The organism is Acinetobacter sp. AC1-2, assembly GCF_016124155.1.
Classification (GTDB): Bacteria; Pseudomonadota; Gammaproteobacteria; order Pseudomonadales; family Moraxellaceae; genus Acinetobacter; species Acinetobacter calcoaceticus.
On record NZ_JABFFO010000007.1, the window covers coordinates 33,400 to 50,684 of the forward strand.

Consider the following 17,285-nt stretch of genomic DNA (forward strand, 5'->3'; position numbering starts at 1 on the left):
TACCCTCAATTATTGAGGAATACGTAAAACCTGTCCTGGGAAGATTTCATCTGGATCTTTAAGCATTGGTTTGTTTGCTTCAAAGATTTTTTGGTATTGATTCGCATCACCATAAAATTCTTTCGCAATTTTTGACAGGTTATCACCAGATTTTACTGTGTAGAATTTACTTTCTGGTTCAGGAGTTGCAACGGTCATTTGATCATCTACTTGTGCAACATGATCAATATTCCCAACAATAAGAATAATTTTCTCTTTATCCGCTTGGCTTTTTACCTGTCCTTTAATGATTGCGGTATCAGTTGCACCGTTATACGTTACAGATAAACCCTCTACCCCTAGGCCTAAACTTTTAATTAATCCTAATAATTTATTTGCGATTTCTTGTGCAGAAGGTTCTGCTGGTGTTGCCGGAGCTGGTTGTGGTTCTGCTGGTGCGGTATTTTTCTTACCAATACCTTTTACAAAATCAAAAAGACCCATCTTTTAGTCCTCATATTATTGTTTATAGTAAAGTCATTAAACTGACCTTTATTGTTATACTTCAAAAAAGACAAGCCTCTGCTATCAATTGAGGTTGATCTTGTAAAAATATGTATCTCTTTTATTTTACTCAAATAAAAAAAGCCACCTTACGGTGGCCTTCTTTTTATTCAGCAATATGCGAATTAACCAAGTTTTTTAGTTACATAGTCAATTGCAGATTGAACTGTAGTGATTTCGTTTGAATCTTCATCAGGGATAGTGATGTCGAAGTCGTTTTCGAAAGACATTACAAGTTCAACTAAATCTAAAGAGTCAGCACCTAAGTCATCCATAAAAGATGCTTCGTTTTTAATCTCTTCAGCTTTAAGACCAAGTTGTTCTGCAACTGCTTGCTTAACGCGTAGTTCGATATCGCTCACAGGAATTCTCCTCATTGCTCGTGGCGTTTGATTTGCCACTAGTTTAATTGAATATAAAAATTTTTAAAAGTTATACATCAGCCCTAGGCCATGTATAAACCACCATTTACATGTAATACCGTACCGGTAATGTAACCTGCTTTATCACTTGCAAGGAAACTCACCGCATTTGCGATATCTTGTGGCTCGCCTAAGCGATTTAAAGCCACTTGATCACTCATTTTTTTGCGAATTTCTTCACTAAGTGCATCTGTCATTTCTGTTGCAATGAAGCCTGGTGCCACACTGTTCACAGTGATTTGGCGGCTACCCATCTCTTTTGCAAGACTACGGCTAAACGCTTCAATACCTGCTTTTGCAGCAGAGTAGTTCGCCTGACCTGGATTTGCAAAATGTGCAACAACAGAACTAATATTAATAATGCGGCCAAAGCGCGCTTTTGTCATACCTTTAAGCACACGTTTAGATAAACGATATACAGCTTTAAGGTGAATGTTGAGAATGTCATCCCAATCATCTTCTGACATACGTAGCAATAAATTGTCTTTCGTGATACCCGCATTATTAACCAAAACAAGCACAGGGCCATAGTTCTGTTCAATATGAGAAACGACTGCTTCAATCTCATCGAGATTACGCACATCGAGAGCTAAACCTGCACCTTGCTCACCAAAGCTTTCACTTAACTTTTGTGCACCAGATTCAGATGTCGCAGTACCTACAACAAAATAACCGTCTTGAATAAGTTGCTGGGCAATTGCAGCGCCAATGCCCCGACTCGCGCCCGTTACTAATGCAACTTTGCGTTCTTGTGTCATGCAATTTTTCCTTCTGCCACTAAAACAGCATTTAGGGCATCTTCCATTTTACTCTTGCTATCAATAGCAAAAGCTTTTTCTATATTTGGTAAACGCTTCGCGAGATTACTCAATACTGTACCAGGTCCACACTCAACAACGTAGTGAATACCTTGGTCTTGTAAAAACTGCATCGTGTCTGTCCATTGTACAGATTGGTACAATTGAGCAGTTAACGCCTGACGCAATTGAGCAACATCGGTAGCTATTCCCGCGTTGACATTTTGTATTACAGGAATGGTAGGCAGCTCAATGGCAGTTTGTTCCAAAGCTTCTGCAAATTTTTCAGCAGCAGGTTTCATCAATGAACAATGCGAAGGAACCGACACAGGTAAAGCAATTGCCTTAGCAGACTGCTCTTTTGCCAAAGCCATCACTTGTTGTACAGATGCTGTACTTCCAGCAATCACGACTTGGCCTTGTGAATTATAGTTTGCAGCTTCTACTGAACCTTGACCTTCTGCATTCACGATTTGGCAAAGTTCAACCACTTTTTCATCAGCCAAACCAAGGATTGCAGCCATAGCCCCTTCCCCTTGAGGAACAGCACTTTGCATGAGTTTGCCACGCAAATTCACTAGTTTCACTGCATCTGCCAAACTCATAGATTCTGCAGCAACCAAAGCACTGTATTCACCTAGAGAATGTCCTGCAAGATACTTAGGTGCCAGACCGCCTAAATCAAGCCATACACGCCATAGAGCGATACTGGCAGTTAATAACACAGGTTGGGTATTTTCTGTTTGGTTGAGGCCTTCACCACTTTGCGCGATATGCCACAGATCGAATCCAAGCGCATCTGAAGCTTCAGCAAAGGTTTGCCCAACCCCACTAAACTGTTCTGCTAGTTCAGCAAGCATACCGACTTTTTGTGAACCTTGACCTGGAAACACAAACGCAGTTTTTGTGGCTAAAGCTACTTGTTCAAGACGTTTAGCAGACATAAGAAATCCTTTTTTGGGTTTTCACTCATTTCTGGAGCGGAAATTTAACATGTTATTTATATTTTTATAATTGCGAAAAACAACAAAAAAAGGGAGCTTTCGCTCCCATTTTTTCTATACTTAAGCATCACGCTTAATGCATATCATACAATTATTCAGCATCAGCTGCTTTAGCGAATAATTGACGACCACGGTAGAAACCGTCTTTAGTAACGTGGTGACGACGATGAGTCTCACCAGTTGCTTGGTCTACTGTTAATGCATTCTCGGTTAAAGCGTCATGTGAACGGCGCATGTCACGGCGAGAGCGACTTTTACGGTTTTGCTGAACGGCCATGATGGCTCCTTACAAAGATCGAAAAAATGGATCAGAACAAATTCAGTTGTCTTATCTCACAATTATATCACAAATTATGAGTTAAGTTTACCCTTCAAACCTGCCAAAACATCAAACGGATTATCCCGTTTTTCTTCAACAACATTTTGAATGGTAGGTTGATGTTTATTTTCACAAGCATCATGCTTGGGAGATAAAGGCACCAACAATAACAGTTCATCTTCTAGTAGTGCGAGTAAGTTAATCGAGGCTGGCGTATCATAATCACCTTTCGTCGTAAACTCACTTTCACCTAAAACGATGAAATCAGCATCCTCATCCAAGCGCTCTATCAGTGACTCATCATCCATTAATGCAATATGAAAGTCTAAGACAAGAGGCATTTCAACAGGTTCCAAACAACGTTGGCACTCCATTGGAACTTTCGTGTCCATATGACCATCCATCCACACAATGCGATGATATGCATCCATTGATAGCTTACAGTCTATGTTGATCAATTGATTATCAATTGATCCAACAGCTTCACGAGCGATACGAGCAAAGCGAGACAGGGGCAGTTGACCTGACCATGTAAAGCCTTGTTCAGCCCATTTAAACGGCTCAATCTGTGCCGGAAAGGTATTTGCTGACATAATTAAGGCGGCAATTCTACAAATTCATCGGTACTCTGTCAAAGATTAAGATACAATTTTGCACTTCTTTAGACAGAACTCGGGGTAAATTAAGCAATGCACCTGTTGCAGCCGCAACCTGAAGTTAACTCTTCATTACTCGTTTGCACCCATTCAACTCATCAGAACACTCTTGTACCTAACATAGTGCAACTCTCACCATGGTCAAGCTCAAAATCAGAGTCTGAGCAAGTCGATTGGCTTATTTTACACTTTAATCACTGGTTTTCCCACCATAATGTGACATTAGTTCGTGGAGATTTTGAACCAGAATATTTCCCGGCAACAAATCAGGGTCCTGCTAAAATCCAATTCGCCCATGGTTTTTTTAACAGCGCCCTTCACGAAATCAGTCATTGGTCGATTGCTGGTGAAAAACGCCGCCTATTACCTGATTTAGGATATTGGTATGCACCTGATGGCCGCACTCAAGAGCAACAAAGTTTATTTGAACAAGTAGAAATTAAGCCGCAGGCAATTGAATGGTTGTTCTCTCAGTCTTTTGGTAGAAAGTTTAGAGTTTCGCTTGATAACCTGACAGGTGATGTCGGAGATGGCAAAATATTTAAAGATAATGTTTATGCTCAAATACAACGTTACTTTTCAGGTGAAGCTAAGTTGCCACGTGATGCAACAGCATTTATTGGCTTTATTTGCCAATGTACACGTTCGGGTACACCATTACAATTAAATGAATTCAAACGTGAACTCCTTGATTAATTGACAAAAAAACTACGTTCACTACTTGTCTAGTTCATTTAAAAAGCCTAATAATTATTTTTAACACAGGCGTGATGGAGTCTCCAAAATATGATGCATTTACATGTACATCCTGAAAATCCACAGCAACGCCTCATTAGCCAAGCGGTTGAACGCATTCGTGCCGGAGATGTTGTGGTTTACCCTACCGATGCTGCCTACGCAATTGGCTGTCAGATCGGTAATAAAAATGCTATGGAACGTATTGCGCAGATTCGCGGTTTAGGGCCGAAGCATCAATATGCAATTATGTGCTGTGATTTATCTGATATTGCAACTTATGCAAAAGTTGATAATGCAACTTATCGTTTATTGAAAGCAAATACCCCAGCCATTACGACTTTCATTTTACCTGCAACCAGTGAAGTTCCTCGTAGATTGATGCACCCTAAAAAGAAAACCATTGGCTTACGTATTCCAAGTAACCCAATTTGTCAGGCTCTATTAAAAGAACTTGGTGAACCCCTACTCACCAGTACATTAATTTTACCAGGACAAGAAGATCCTCTAGACGATCCATACGATATTGAAAATCAGTTAGATAAGCGAATTGATGTATTTATTGATGGAGGTTTCGGTACTTTAACAAGCACAAGTATTGTTGATTTATCGGGTGAACATCCTGAAATTATTCGCCGTGGTATTGGCGATGTAAGTGCTTTTGAATAAGCACTTACAATTTTTACCAATAGTTTTAAAAAAAGTATTATCACTCAAAAAAATACTCTTTATTTATTTTGGATTTTTTTTACACTTTAGTCGTTAAGTAATTTATTAAAAGGCACAATTCATTTAGAATGATTTCCACTATCTGCTGTTCTTCTATTTACAGCTCTCTTTGACTTGAATAACAAGTCTCATGCTTTTGAAAATTCGCGTGGCTTATAATCGTAATGAATCAATCACTTCATCAATCCATGGAAGACGCTCCACACATCCGTGTTTTAGATGAGTGGCATGACAAGATTCCTGAAGATCTCTATATACCTCCTGCTGCATTTGAGATTTTGCTCGAACAGTTTGAAGGTCCACTAGATTTTTTAATTTATCTGATTCAAAAAAACGGTTTTGATTTAATTCAAGTCGATATTGCTCCCATAGCAACTCAATATTTAACTTATATGGATAGTATGAAGTCGTTAAATATTGAGCTAACCGCTGATTATATGGTGATGGCAGCTTTATTGGCTGACCTGAAATCTCGTCTACTTTTGCCAAAACCTACGGTTATAAGTATTGAAAAAGATCCTAAACAGGAACTTATTGATCGACTTGAAACCTATCTACGCATTAAGCAAGCGGCTGAGCGTTTAGGTCAAATGCCAATTCTTGAGCGTGATACATTCAGTGCAAATGTAAGCTTAGGTCATATCGCTCCTGTTTATGAAGGCTATGATATTTCAGTATTACATGATGCGTTGTTCTGTGTGTTTAATCGCCCAGAACCCGTTATTCATGTCGTGGCTCAAGAGCCTGTATTACTCGAAGAACGCATTGCATATATTGAAGAGAAATTAGAGTCTGGTGACGTGTTAAGTTTTAAAGAATTACTCAATCCTTTGCAAGGTCGCATGGGAATGGTTGTGACTTTTATGGCTGTTTTAGAGTTAACCCGACAACAGCGAGTTAAAATTATTGCGTCTGGTATTGAAGCTCCTTTAGCAATTCAAGGATCTTCAATATGAGCTTTGAACAAAATAATAGTGATTTGTCATTAGCTGACATTCATCACGAAGTCTTATTACAACTTGAAGCAATTATTTTTGCCAGTGAAGCGCCCGTTTCAATTGCCCGTTTAAAAGAAGCATTTAATAATCAGTATAATAAACAACAGCTTCGTCAACTTTTACAACAGCTCGCGCTATTACAACATGGCCGATCTATTGAGTTGATTGAAACAGCGCAAGGGTTTCGCTTTCAGGTAAGATCTAAATATCGTAGTATTATTGCGCAAATATGGCCAGAGCGACCAACAAAACTGTCGCCTTCATTACTAGAAACACTGGCCGTCATTGCTTATCATCAACCGGTTACCCGTGCTGATATTGAACAAATTCGTGGTGTGTCTAATAATAGTCAGATTCTTAGAACACTATTTGACTGGAACTGGATTAAAGAAGCCGGTTTTAGAGATTTACCCGGAAGACCTGCGTTGCTAATTACAACGCCTCAGTTTCTGAATGCTTTTGGTCTAGCTTCGCTAGGCCAATTGCCTCCCCTACAGAACGCCAAGGAAGCCTTTATGGCCCTCGATGCAAATGCACCGAAATCATAAAGAGGTGGACTGTTGATCATTATGTCTAAGGTTGTGCTGTCATGAGTGAAAAATTGCAAAAAGTATTAGCGCGGATCGGATTAGGTTCCCGCCGATATATGGAAGAGGTTATTGCCGCAGGACGCGTGAGTGTGAACGGCCGTGTTGCCCAAGTGGGTGAGCGCATTGAACCAGGCGATGAATTACGCATTGATGGCCGTAAAGTTCAGTTTCAAATTGAAGACGAAATTCGTCGTCGTGTATTGATTTACTATAAGCCAGAGGGCGAAATCTGTTCACGTAATGACCCTGAAAAACGCCCAACCGTATTTGATCATTTACCACAAATTGCAAATGACCGCTGGGTAATGGTAGGTCGTCTAGATATTAACAGTACTGGTTTATTGTTGTTCACAAATGATGGTGAGCTTGCTAACCGCTTAATGCACCCATCAAATGAAATTGAACGTGAATATGCTGTTCGAGTTATGGGTGAAGTAACGCCTAAAATACGCCAAAAAATGGTAACTGGTGTAGAGCTTGAAGATGGTCCAGCTAAATTCGAATCTTTCTCGGAAATTGGTGGTGAAGGTATTAACCGCTGGTACCAAGTAGTAGTGAAAGAAGGTCGTAACCGTGAGGTTCGTCGTATTTTTGAATCACAAGAACTTAAAGTAAGCCGCTTATTGCGTACACGCTACGGTACAGTTATTTTACCACGCGAATTACGTACTGGCCGCTGGATGGAACTCGATAAAACTGATATCGATAATCTAGCAAAATCAGTTGAATTAAAACCACGTCAAGGCACAGGTTTATTTGGTATGGCAAAACGTCGTACTGACCGTATGACCGAAAAGCCAATGGCAGCTCGTCGTGGCGGTTTCTTGCGTCAACAACGTCGCGATGACGAAAAAGAAGCTCCTGTGAATACTGGTAACCAACGCAAATCGACTGGTTTTAACCGTGGTTCTAAGAAATTCTAAAATATTAAATAATGCATAAAAAAACCGCTCTTATAAGAGCGGTTTTTTATAGCCTATTTTAAATTAATTCATTTTTTCCAGCTCAATCCATTGAGCTTCAGGGAAATGAATTGCTAAATAGTCTTTCAAGTAATTTGACGTATCTTGAGAAATTAATGGATCTTTTGATTCATCTTTTAGGTTATATACCAAGGCTTGTAATTTCAACCCACGAGACTTAAGTGCTTCAAGACTAAGTAAAGTATGGTTAATACTTCCTAAACGACCAGATGTTACTAAAATAACGGGGAACTGGTGCTGAGCAACATAATCAATGGTGAGTAAACTTGTAGTTAATGGCACCATTAATCCACCAGCTCCTTCGAGTAAAACAATATCAAAGCGCTCAGCTAGTGTTTGTGTTGCATTTTCAATTTTTTGAAAGTCAATTTCTCGGTTATCTAGGCGTGTTGCCAGATGAGGCGAAGCAGGATAACTAAAAATTTCCGGCATGGTGAGCTTTTCATGATCTTCTTGAAACCAACCCTGCCCCATAATTTCACGATGCTTTTCAATATCTTCAGAAATATCAGCATTACCCGTCTGAATGAGTTTTTGGGTAATCACTTTTTTACCCTGTTCAGTCCATAATTTTGCTAAAAAGCCTGTCGCGTAGGTCTTACCAATTTCGGTATCAATCCCGCTAACAAAATAGATCTGACCACTCATTTATTTAATTCTCCGCGCAATACAATAGATCGGATGATATGTTAAGGAATATCCCTCAGCATGCTTAAACCGATCATAATCTTGATAAAACTGTTGTAAAGTTTGCTTAGTCCAACGATGCTGAGCAGTTGCAGTCACACCTGTTGCTTTTAAATGCTGCAATACAGCTTTAGGCGAATCGAAATAGAGTTGGGCTTCTGACTCAGACAAATGCAGAACTTCAAAACCCGCCTGAGTTAAGGCATTGTTCCAATTTTCAATAGACCAATAACTTAAACCTTGCCCTGTTAATTCTTTAATCTCGATTAAGTTTCTTGGGCCAAAAGTTGAAAAACATAACCAGCCTTTTTCATTTAAAGCAGTATGACAATGTTGAAGTACACGGGGTAAATCTTGCATCCATTGCAAAGCCGAACCAGAAACGATCATGTCGAGCTGCTGCGGAAACACTAAAGTTTCAACATCCCCAATCAACCATTTCAAATTTTCTTGATGGTTAAAGTGCTGCTGCACATCTGCATACAAGTCATTCAAAATTAACTCTTCAATCTGAAAAGATGCAGCAATAAGACGAGTTAAATTCCCAGAACCACAACCAATTTCAAAGACACGTGACATCGTTGTAGGGCAAAACTGTTGGAGTAAAACCGTTAAATTTTGGCAAATTTGTTTTTGAACAATTGCATGCTCTGAATAGCTTTGCCCTGCTTTGGCAAAACGCTGGGCAACCAAGTTTTTATTCAGACTCACAGAAAACTCACCAATTCTTCAAGCTCATGTTGCTGTACCATTGACGTTAAAGAAATACGCAAACGCGAACTATTTTTAGGGACTGTTGGTGGGCGTACAGGCATGGCATAAAAACCACTTTGCTGAACCTGCTTTGCCTTATCGATAGCAGCCTGACTTTCTCCCACAATAACTGGAATAATATGACTGGTCGACGGACTTACATAACCTTTTTCCACAACAGCTTGTTGAAGATATTGGCTAATATTCTTTAAGTGTTCACGCTGAGGTTGAGCAACTAATACTTTTTGAAAAATAAAGTCTGCCCAAGCCATCACAATTGGCGGTTGAGCAGTACTGAAAATAAGCGGACGCATTTTATTAATTAAATAATCTTTAATAATGGGATGACAAATAATGTATCCCCCGACTGCTGCTAGTGCTTTACCTAATGTCCCCACTAAAAAATCAATATCGTGAATGACATTGTATTGTTCAGCACACCCTAAACCTTGTTCGCCACGCACACCAATTGAATGCGCTTCATCAACATACAGCATAGTTTTAGCAAAGCGTTTTTTTAGCTGCACTAAAGCGGCTAAATCAGTTTCATCACCGTCCATACTAAATATACTTTCAGTCACCACAACAATGCGTTCAATCTTGTCATCATCATGATATTTTTGCAAAAGTTGCTCCAGGTGCTGCAAATCATTATGGCGATAACGTACATATTGCGCACCCGATAAACGTATACCGTCGATCATGCTCGCATGAACCAGCTTATCAGCCAAAATTAAACTTTTTCCATCGGCAACAGCTGGCAAAATACCGATATTCATGTGGTAGCCACTATTAAATAATAGTGCTGCCCGACCACCAAATGCTTGGCTTAGGCTATTTTCTAATTTTTCATATTCTTCAAAATTACCCGTTAATAAACGGGATGACGAAGAACTAAAATAGCTACGTTCGACTGGAAAATTTTCTAAAAACTCTTCACGAAGTTTTACATCCGCAGCTAGGCCAAGATAATCATTAGATGCCAAGTTCAGCATCGTTTTATTTTGAATCGTAATAAAACGCTCATGCTGTACATTTTGAGTGAACTGTCTGAAATTGCCGTGTTGTTTTAACTCATCTAACTCGGCAGAAAAATGATCAAGCAATGACATTTCAATGCACTCCCTGCATGGTTTTAACAACCTCAACCAACTGCTCAAGCAAATAGCTTAATTCCTGACTGGTAATCACATAAGGTGGCATTACATAGACCAATTTGCCAAAAGGACGAATCCAAATTCCACGATCAACAAACTGTTGCTGTAACGTTTTCATATCAACATTAACAGTGAGTTCAACTACCCCTATTGCCCCCAATACTCTTACATCAGCAACATAATCAAGCTGATTGAGTGGTGTTAAGTATTGAGTAAGTTGTTGTTCAATTCGCTCAATATTGGCTTGCCAATCTTGCTCAATTAATAATTGCGTACTTTTTAAGGCAACAGCACAAGCAAGGGGGTTCGCCATAAAGGTTGGACCATGCATAAATACGCCAGCCTCACCCCGACTAATGGTCTCGGCAACATGCTTCGTTGTTAAAGTAGCCGACAATGTCATATAACCGCCTGTTAGCCCTTTACCAATGCACATAATATCCGGCTCGACTTGTGCATGTTCCCACGCAAAGAGTTTACCGGTACGCCCAAAGCCTGTCGCAATTTCGTCAAAAATTAATAACAGATTATATTGTTCACAAAGTGCTTTGGCTTGACGTAGATATTCAGGATGATAAAAACGCATGCCACCTGCACCCTGTACAATCGGCTCAATAATTAAGGCTGCAAGATGCTCATGATTTTGCTGAATCGCTTGTTCTAATTCTGCAATATCTTGTGGATTCCATTCTTCATGAAATTTGGTTTGTGGTGCTGCAACAAAAAGACGATTTGGTAAGCTTGTACCAAAAATCTGATGCATGCCTGTAACTGGATCACACACCGACATCGCATTCCATGTATCCCCATGGTAGCCAGAACGCGTTGTAATAAAATTTGTTTTTTGCGGTTTATCTTGAGCGGTCCAAAACTGCACTGCCATTTTCAAAGCAACTTCAACGGCAACAGAACCTGAATCTGCATAGAAAATTTTATCGAGACTTGGCGGGGTAATTTTTAAAAGAATTTTTCCAAGTTCAATTGCAGGGTCATGCGTTAAACCCCCAAACATGATGTGAGACATATTTTGTAATTGATCGGTCACTGCCTGATTCAATTCAGGATGGTTATAGCCGTGAATTGCACACCACCAAGATGACATACCATCAATTAAAGTTCTACCATCATCTAACTCAATCGTCGCGCCAAAAGCACGTTTAACTTTAAATGTTGGTAAAGGTTGGGTCATTGAAGTATAAGGATGCCAAATATGTTCCAAATCAAAATTATCGGTCATCCTATTTACCCTTTTACAGCGTTCAAATCTTTCATTGAACACATGTTAAACCTGTTAAGAATGAAAGAAAATTGCGATATCAATCAAAGCTGATTAACTTTGCTGATGAATTGTTAAAAATTGGCAGATTTCTTCAATTGTTCGTTCTACTTGTAGATATGGAAAAGCATGAGTAGCTTCACTTAATACTTTGTATTTCATCTTTTCTGTCGCGATATGTGCAAAATTTTCCTCAATTTTGCAAGGAATGACACCATCATGTTCTGCAAATAAATGAAGCTGTGGACCTGAGTAATTTTTTAAGTTATCTACCAAGTTTAGATGCTCTAACATTTCTAACCCTTGTAATAACAACTCATAAGAGGGTGGATTTGCTATATTTTGCATGTTTAGCCAATCTTTTTTAGCTTGTGCTGATCCTTGAGTAATTAAATAATAAAAGCGCTTTAAAGTGGCTTGTTGGTTTTGCAAAAAAGAAGTTTTAAATTGACTGAACACATCAGCAGGCATTGCAGTCTGCCAATTAGTGTTGGCAACAAAACATGGATTAGAAGCAAGCGTAATTAAAGTTTTAGTTTTCCCTATTTGCTTGTAAAAAATATCAACAAGTTGAGTTGCTAACTGCCCACCTAAAGACCAGCCTATTACCACATCACCCTCAGCCACTAAATCAAGCTGTTTCTGAAAACTACTAGTTAAAACATCAAATATATTAATAAGTTGTACATCAAAACCCTTCTGTTGCAAATGCAATTTTAATGATTCTAAAGGTTCAATTCCTACTCCCCAGCCTGTAATCAATAAAATTTTATTGTGTAACTTCATATTCTTACCCAAAGCTCATTTAATGCAAATTATATATTAATATTTCAAGAAAATATCTTTTAAAATCAGCCTTAAAATTTAAAATATTGATTTTAAATCACACATTAAAACCCATTAATATTCTGAAATATATTGATAAACAAGACCTTCATTATTAATAGGAAACATACAAAAATTTAATTATCTAAACATTGAAGCCAATCAAAAAACAACATACTCCACACTTCGCCTATAAATCCATTATGCAATGTAATTAATGTTAATACTTATGTTTTTTTATTAAAAAAAATGACTCATCAATTCATTTTAATGTTAGAAGATTAATTATTGATCAAAAAATATTAGGAAGGCTAATATGAACAGTCAAAGCACAATATCTAATAGGAGAGAAGAAAACACATATTTTGTTACATCCAACGATATTATAAATACTTTATCCTTAGATAAAAATTACTGCTTATTTTTAGATATTGATGGAACATTAGCACCATTTCAAATTAACCCCGAGCAGAGTTTTATTCCAAAAACCACATTAGAAATTATAAAAAAAATTATTGAATTAAATATTCCCGTTATTGCTGTAACAGGTCGTAATATAGATACAGCAGTCAAGCTGCTACACCCTATTGAAGTTCCTATCGCGGGCTTACATGGTTTAGATATTTATTTTGGTTCAGATAATTATATTCGACCAGATTTAAGTAGTATTAATTTTAAAAAATTAAAACACGATATTATAAAATCTTGCGAAAAATATCCTGAGTTATTAATTGAAGATAAAGGATATTCTATTGCTTTACATTATCGCAAAAATCCCAACTTAGAAAATTATGCATTTAATATAATGCAACAGATTAAATCCTTTTACCCTCAGTTAAAAATAAATAGAGGAAAATTTGTTGTTGAATTAATTCCTCACCAAGCTGATAAAGGCAAAGCAATTCAAACTATATTAAATCATCTTAATTTAACCTCAGTATTACCTATTTTTATAGGAGATGATTTAACAGATGAATCTGGTTTTATTTGTATTAATCAGCAATCTGGCCTCACCATTAAAGTAGGTTCTGGTGAAACACATGCCAAATATAGATTAAAAGATATCGATGACGTCGCTAATTTTCTTTTTTTATTTCAAAACAGAATAAAAAACTTATATGTCAAAAATAGCCGAAATCAGAATGGAGAAAAAATATGTCTAAATTAATCGTATTATCGAACCGAATAAGTATGCCATCTGGTAAGGCTTCAGCAGGTGGCCTTGCTGTAGCTGTACAAGATGCATTGAATGATAGCAATGGTATTTGGTTAGGCTGGAATGGTCAGCAAATTACCGATAGCGAAGCGCCAGAATTTGAGCAGGCCTATTCTCAGGGAATTGATTACATTACCTGCCCTCTCACCCATCAACAATACGCGCAATATTACTGTGGTTTTGCAAATAAGGTTCTGTGGCCAGCGATGCATGACCGAGAGGATCTTATTGAATATGATTCGCAAGAATATAATACCTATCAAAAGGTCAATCGATTATTCGCTGAAAAGTTAAAACAGCTGGCTCAGCCTGAAGATATCATCTGGATACACGATTATCATTTTTTTAGTGTAGCCCGTTACTGCCGTGAATTAGGCATGCAAAATAAAATTGGTTTCTTTCTACATATCCCTTTTGCTAGTCTGAACATCTGGCTCAAAATTCCCGTAGCCCGAGAATTAATTCAAGACTTGAGCCAATATGATGTAATTGGTTTACAAACCCAGATTGATCAAAATGCATGTATGCAAACATGTTTAAGTTTACTTGAAGCTCAGAAAATTCACCGCGACAGTATCAGCTACAAAAAACGTCAAATACTAATTAAATCATACCCAATTGGCGTTCAGCCAGAACTTATTCAAAAACAAGCGCAACAAGATTTGCCAAGCCCTTGTGTGTTTAATTTTGAAGAAATACCTCGTCAAAAAACAATCATTGGGGTTGACCGAATTGATTATTCAAAAGGTTTACTTGAGCGTTTTAATGCATTTGCAACCTTCTTGGAAACTAATCCTGAATATCATGGCTTAGTCCGACATCTGCAAGTTGCAACACCATCACGTACTGATATTGCAGTTTATCAACGTTTATACGAACGTTTTAAGACCAAGTTGGAATTGATTAATGAAGAGTTTGCACATGAAGACTGGAGACCTGTAGATTGTTGCTATGATCCAGTTCAACACCATAATCTCATGCATATTTATCGTCACTCTGATATTTGCTGGATTAGTTCACTACGCGATGGTATGAACCTAGTCGCTAAAGAATATATTGCAGCTCAAGATCCAGAGAATCCTGGCGTACTAATTTTATCTAAATATGCTGGTGCTGCTGAGCAAATGTCTCAAGCCTTGATTGTTGACCCGCAAGATAGAGCGGCAATGATGGATGCTTTAAAAATGGCTTTAGAAATGTCTAAAGCTGAGCGTATCAATCGTTATCAGCAATTGATAGAGGGATTATCAGCATCTGATCTTACTCATTGGAGAAACGATTTCTTAGATGATTTGGAAAAAACACCAACTTTACTGATGAAACCCCAGCGCTTATTACAAGACAATTATCAATCTATCTATCAGGTTTTATAAATCTAAATAAAAGAACATCGAGAAATTAAATTTCTCGATGTTCTTTAGATTGTTTCTATTATTTATAAATTAATTCGCCTTTGCGAGTGTAAAGCGGTTAAGTAAAGCAATAATAAATAGCAATACAGCTACACCTGTTAAAACTGTACTTAAACCAGTCGATTCACCAATTAAACCAATTAAAGCTGGTCCACTTAAGGAACCTGTATAAGCAATCGTTGATACTAAAGAAAGTGCCGCTGCTTTAGGCATATCGTTTTGTCGACCTACGCGAGAAAACATCACTGGCACAATATTGGAACAGCCTAACCCTAAAAGTGCATAGCCTAATACAACCACTTGCCATACGGGTGCAGTCACAATAACAGCCATACCAATTGCTGCACCAATTGCACTATACGTTACGACATTTTTTTCACCCCATTGCTTTAGCAAGATATGGCCCGTAAAACGTCCAGTCGTCATGCTCAGAGCAAAAAAGGTATAAGCAAGACCAGCAAAGGCTGGATTAAGTTCATACTTACTTGTTAAATAAATACCACCCCAATCCATTGCAGCACCTTCTGATAAAAAGGCAATAAAACACATCACGCCAATAAGCAAAATAATGCCGTTAGGCCGATAGAGTCTTTTAGGTTTATCGGCTGTAACTTGATGTGGCTTTTCATCCTGTTCAAAAGACGTTAAACAAGGAGGAATAGCAACTACACCAATGACGAGCAAAATCATTACAACAGACAAAGTACTCATTAATGGAGAAAGACCTACTGCCAATAATGCAGTCACCAGCATAGCCCCAGTTAAACCACCAAGACTACACATTCCATGGAAGCTAGACATCAGAGCTCGCAGGCTATGTTTTTCAACAACCACTGCCTGTAAATTTATAGCTACCCCAAGACAGCCTGCTGCCGACCCAAACACAAATAATGCTACAGCCATCATTACAATGCTGTTCCACATCGTTAGGCTAGGTAATAACACCATTAACAGCATCAATGCCAACGCAATTAATGGACGACATCCCCAACGCTTCACTAAAGCGCCAGTCGCAGGCATTGCAATCATTGAGCCAATACCCATACACAAGAGCAGCAAACCAAAATCGGCATGATTGAGGTTTAAACGCTGCTGGGCAAAAGGAATCAGTGGTGCCCAAGCTGCGGTCGCAAAACCTAAGCTAAAAAAGCTTAGTCGTGTTGCAAGACGCTGCGTGCTTAAGAGAGTAGCTGTATCTAAAACAGCAGATTTGGTAAATAACATATTTCGCGAACTCACCATAAAATCATTGGCGATCCATACCAACCGATTTTCCATAGAAAAACCCTTGCCTCATGAAGTTTCTAGGCAAGGGTTTTGTTGGCGAAATTATATCCAATTTCATAAAAAAAACAGGAGGTGTGATACAATTTTTCTGACTTTTTTGTAACTACCAAAGCCTTATGTAGTAAGGCTTTGAATATATTAAAATTGAGAAAAACACTTTTTTATTTCTATTTTATTAAAGCTAAAAATCAGGCGATAAAAAAACCCAGCATCAGCTGGGTTTTTTTATTAAATTTGAGATTGAATATAGTTTTGTAAGCCAATCAACTCAATTAAACGTAATTGCTTTTCTAACCAGTAGGTATGGTCTTCTTCAGTATCAGATAATTGTTGACGTAACATATCACGGCTAATGTAATCGCCTTTCTCTTCACAGAGTTTGATACCTGTCGCTAACTTTTCACGAACATGATATTCAAGCGCCAAATCAGCTTTTAAACAAGAAACAACGTCTGTACCGACATTAATATCTTCACGGTGCATGTTTGGTTTAGCACCTAAAAACAATACACGGCGAATGATCGCATCAGCATGAGAAGCTTCTTCTTGCATCTCATGATCAATACGTTCATAAATTTTATTTAAACCCCAATCTTCGTACATACGAGAATGGATTAGATATTGATCACGGGCAGCCAATTCTCCGCCAATGAGCATATTTAAATAGTCTATGACTTCTGGATTGCCACGCATAATAAATCTCCTATCGTATGAGAACTATTATGGGCAATCTTAAAAATGATTGCAAAGTAAAAAATAGTTAAGTTTATGATTTTTATAAAATTAAAATGAGAAACATACGCATTTGCAGTTTAAGTTAATTAAATTTTCTCTGTAAAAAGAAACGCTTGTCCGATTTGTAAGCTCAGACAAGCATTAAAATATGACATAAACCA

General features: G+C 38.0%; 20 protein-coding genes. 7 read left to right on the plus strand and 13 right to left on the minus strand.

Annotated features, from left to right (window positions below):
* Positions 1-9: 9 nt before the first annotated feature.
* The 6 genes from lysM to HL290_RS16675 all read right to left on the minus strand — a co-directional run bounded on the left by lysM (position 10) and on the right by HL290_RS16675 (position 3,678).
* Positions 10-483, minus strand: a complete 474-nt coding sequence (gene lysM, locus HL290_RS16650) for a peptidoglycan-binding protein LysM (RefSeq protein ID WP_004641572.1) — start codon at positions 481-483, stop codon at positions 10-12.
* 185 nt (positions 484-668) lie between these two features.
* Positions 669-905 carry an acyl carrier protein gene (acpP, locus tag HL290_RS16655; protein ID WP_004641570.1) on the minus strand — a complete coding sequence of 79 codons (237 nt, stop codon included), beginning with the start codon at positions 903-905 and terminating at the stop codon, positions 669-671.
* 83 nt (positions 906-988) lie between these two features.
* Positions 989-1,723, minus strand: a complete 735-nt coding sequence (gene fabG, locus HL290_RS16660; RefSeq protein WP_092709241.1) for a 3-oxoacyl-ACP reductase FabG — start codon at positions 1,721-1,723, stop codon at positions 989-991.
* The gene (gene fabD, locus HL290_RS16665; protein WP_005042715.1) at positions 1,720-2,706 is read right to left on the minus strand and encodes an ACP S-malonyltransferase; all 987 of its coding nucleotides are present in this window, start codon (positions 2,704-2,706) and stop codon (positions 1,720-1,722) included. Before fabD ends, fabG begins: the two co-directional genes overlap by 4 nt.
* Positions 2,707-2,857: 151 nt before the next feature.
* Positions 2,858-3,043: a 50S ribosomal protein L32 gene (rpmF, locus tag HL290_RS16670; RefSeq protein WP_000290730.1), complete on the minus strand. Its 186-nt coding sequence runs from the start codon at positions 3,041-3,043 to the stop codon at positions 2,858-2,860.
* A 74-nt stretch (positions 3,044-3,117) separates the two neighbouring features.
* The gene (locus HL290_RS16675; RefSeq protein ID WP_004641565.1) at positions 3,118-3,678 is read right to left on the minus strand and encodes a YceD family protein; all 561 of its coding nucleotides are present in this window, start codon (positions 3,676-3,678) and stop codon (positions 3,118-3,120) included.
* A gap of 96 nt (positions 3,679-3,774) precedes the next feature.
* On the opposite strand from HL290_RS16675, the gene HL290_RS16680 reads away from it, so the two are divergent.
* The 5 genes from HL290_RS16680 to rluB all read left to right on the plus strand — a co-directional run bounded on the left by HL290_RS16680 (position 3,775) and on the right by rluB (position 7,716).
* The gene (locus HL290_RS16680; RefSeq protein ID WP_198497045.1) at positions 3,775-4,437 is read left to right on the plus strand and encodes an elongation factor P hydroxylase; all 663 of its coding nucleotides are present in this window, start codon (positions 3,775-3,777) and stop codon (positions 4,435-4,437) included.
* Positions 4,438-4,527: 90 nt separating this feature from the next.
* Entirely contained in the window at positions 4,528-5,145 is a 618-nt protein-coding gene (locus HL290_RS16685; RefSeq protein WP_003653356.1) for an L-threonylcarbamoyladenylate synthase, read from the plus strand.
* Positions 5,146-5,369: 224 nt separating this feature from the next.
* On the plus strand, positions 5,370-6,161 hold the full coding sequence (locus HL290_RS16690; protein WP_198497046.1) for a segregation and condensation protein A: 792 nt from the start codon (positions 5,370-5,372) through the stop codon (positions 6,159-6,161).
* Complete coding sequence (gene scpB / locus HL290_RS16695; RefSeq protein ID WP_004641560.1) at positions 6,158-6,751, plus strand: SMC-Scp complex subunit ScpB; 594 nt, start codon at positions 6,158-6,160, stop codon at positions 6,749-6,751. Before HL290_RS16690 ends, scpB begins: the two co-directional genes overlap by 4 nt.
* A 41-nt stretch (positions 6,752-6,792) precedes the next feature.
* The gene (rluB, locus tag HL290_RS16700; protein ID WP_003653361.1) at positions 6,793-7,716 is read left to right on the plus strand and encodes a 23S rRNA pseudouridine(2605) synthase RluB; all 924 of its coding nucleotides are present in this window, start codon (positions 6,793-6,795) and stop codon (positions 7,714-7,716) included.
* Positions 7,717-7,779: 63 nt separating this feature from the next.
* Here rluB and bioD read toward each other — a convergent pair whose 3' ends face one another.
* The 5 genes from bioD to HL290_RS16725 all read right to left on the minus strand — a co-directional run bounded on the left by bioD (position 7,780) and on the right by HL290_RS16725 (position 12,435).
* Positions 7,780-8,424 carry a dethiobiotin synthase gene (gene bioD / locus HL290_RS16705; protein WP_198497047.1) on the minus strand — a complete coding sequence of 215 codons (645 nt, stop codon included), beginning with the start codon at positions 8,422-8,424 and terminating at the stop codon, positions 7,780-7,782.
* Positions 8,425-9,174, minus strand: coding sequence for a malonyl-ACP O-methyltransferase BioC (bioC, locus tag HL290_RS16710; protein ID WP_198497048.1), 750 nt, complete (start codon positions 9,172-9,174; stop codon positions 8,425-8,427).
* Complete coding sequence (locus tag HL290_RS16715) at positions 9,171-10,328, minus strand: 8-amino-7-oxononanoate synthase (protein WP_198497049.1); 1,158 nt, start codon at positions 10,326-10,328, stop codon at positions 9,171-9,173. Before HL290_RS16715 ends, bioC begins: the two co-directional genes overlap by 4 nt.
* Before the next feature lies 1 nt (position 10,329).
* On the minus strand, positions 10,330-11,610 hold the full coding sequence (bioA, locus tag HL290_RS16720; protein WP_198497050.1) for an adenosylmethionine--8-amino-7-oxononanoate transaminase: 1,281 nt from the start codon (positions 11,608-11,610) through the stop codon (positions 10,330-10,332).
* 93 nt (positions 11,611-11,703) lie between these two features.
* Entirely contained in the window at positions 11,704-12,435 is a 732-nt protein-coding gene (locus HL290_RS16725; protein ID WP_198497051.1) for a hydrolase, read from the minus strand.
* 355 nt (positions 12,436-12,790) lie between these two features.
* Here HL290_RS16725 and otsB point away from each other — a divergent pair, with 355 nt between their 5' ends.
* The gene (otsB, locus tag HL290_RS16730; RefSeq protein ID WP_198497052.1) at positions 12,791-13,642 is read left to right on the plus strand and encodes a trehalose-phosphatase; all 852 of its coding nucleotides are present in this window, start codon (positions 12,791-12,793) and stop codon (positions 13,640-13,642) included.
* The gene (locus HL290_RS16735) at positions 13,630-15,063 is read left to right on the plus strand and encodes an alpha,alpha-trehalose-phosphate synthase (UDP-forming) (protein ID WP_198497053.1); all 1,434 of its coding nucleotides are present in this window, start codon (positions 13,630-13,632) and stop codon (positions 15,061-15,063) included. Before otsB ends, HL290_RS16735 begins: the two co-directional genes overlap by 13 nt.
* A 69-nt stretch (positions 15,064-15,132) precedes the next feature.
* Here HL290_RS16735 and HL290_RS16740 read toward each other — a convergent pair whose 3' ends face one another.
* A complete protein-coding gene (locus HL290_RS16740; protein ID WP_198497086.1) occupies positions 15,133-16,326 on the minus strand; it encodes an MFS transporter in 1,194 nt (397 codons plus the stop codon).
* Positions 16,327-16,617: 291 nt separating this feature from the next.
* Positions 16,618-17,082 (minus strand): heteropolymeric bacterioferritin subunit Ftn, encoded by a 465-nt coding sequence (ftn, locus tag HL290_RS16745; protein ID WP_001214863.1) that lies wholly within the window; start codon positions 17,080-17,082, stop codon positions 16,618-16,620.
* Between the last annotated feature and the right edge of the window lie 203 nt (positions 17,083-17,285).

Bases quoted from the DNA above. Each gene is read 5' to 3' on its own strand.
- lysM (WP_004641572.1), bottom strand. From the start codon at position 483: ATGGGTCTTTTTGATTTTGTAAAAGGTATTGGTAAGAAAAATACCGCA.
- fabG (WP_092709241.1), bottom strand. From the start codon at position 1,723: ATGACACAAGAACGCAAAGTTGCATTAGTAACGGGCGCGAGTCGGGGC.
- fabD (WP_005042715.1), bottom strand. From the start codon at position 2,706: ATGTCTGCTAAACGTCTTGAACAAGTAGCTTTAGCCACAAAAACTGCG.
- rpmF (WP_000290730.1), bottom strand. From the start codon at position 3,043: ATGGCCGTTCAGCAAAACCGTAAAAGTCGCTCTCGCCGTGACATGCGC.
- HL290_RS16675 (WP_004641565.1), bottom strand. From the start codon at position 3,678: ATGTCAGCAAATACCTTTCCGGCACAGATTGAGCCGTTTAAATGGGCT.
- HL290_RS16680 (WP_198497045.1), top strand. From the start codon at position 3,775: ATGCACCTGTTGCAGCCGCAACCTGAAGTTAACTCTTCATTACTCGTT.
- HL290_RS16685 (WP_003653356.1), top strand. From the start codon at position 4,528: ATGATGCATTTACATGTACATCCTGAAAATCCACAGCAACGCCTCATT.
- HL290_RS16690 (WP_198497046.1), top strand. From the start codon at position 5,370: ATGAATCAATCACTTCATCAATCCATGGAAGACGCTCCACACATCCGT.
- scpB (WP_004641560.1), top strand. From the start codon at position 6,158: ATGAGCTTTGAACAAAATAATAGTGATTTGTCATTAGCTGACATTCAT.
- rluB (WP_003653361.1), top strand. From the start codon at position 6,793: ATGAGTGAAAAATTGCAAAAAGTATTAGCGCGGATCGGATTAGGTTCC.
- bioD (WP_198497047.1), bottom strand. From the start codon at position 8,424: ATGAGTGGTCAGATCTATTTTGTTAGCGGGATTGATACCGAAATTGGT.
- HL290_RS16715 (WP_198497049.1), bottom strand. From the start codon at position 10,328: ATGTCATTGCTTGATCATTTTTCTGCCGAGTTAGATGAGTTAAAACAA.
- bioA (WP_198497050.1), bottom strand. From the start codon at position 11,610: ATGACCGATAATTTTGATTTGGAACATATTTGGCATCCTTATACTTCA.
- HL290_RS16725 (WP_198497051.1), bottom strand. From the start codon at position 12,435: ATGAAGTTACACAATAAAATTTTATTGATTACAGGCTGGGGAGTAGGA.
- otsB (WP_198497052.1), top strand. From the start codon at position 12,791: ATGAACAGTCAAAGCACAATATCTAATAGGAGAGAAGAAAACACATAT.
- HL290_RS16735 (WP_198497053.1), top strand. From the start codon at position 13,630: ATGTCTAAATTAATCGTATTATCGAACCGAATAAGTATGCCATCTGGT.
- HL290_RS16740 (WP_198497086.1), bottom strand. From the start codon at position 16,326: ATGTTATTTACCAAATCTGCTGTTTTAGATACAGCTACTCTCTTAAGC.
- ftn (WP_001214863.1), bottom strand. From the start codon at position 17,082: ATGCGTGGCAATCCAGAAGTCATAGACTATTTAAATATGCTCATTGGC.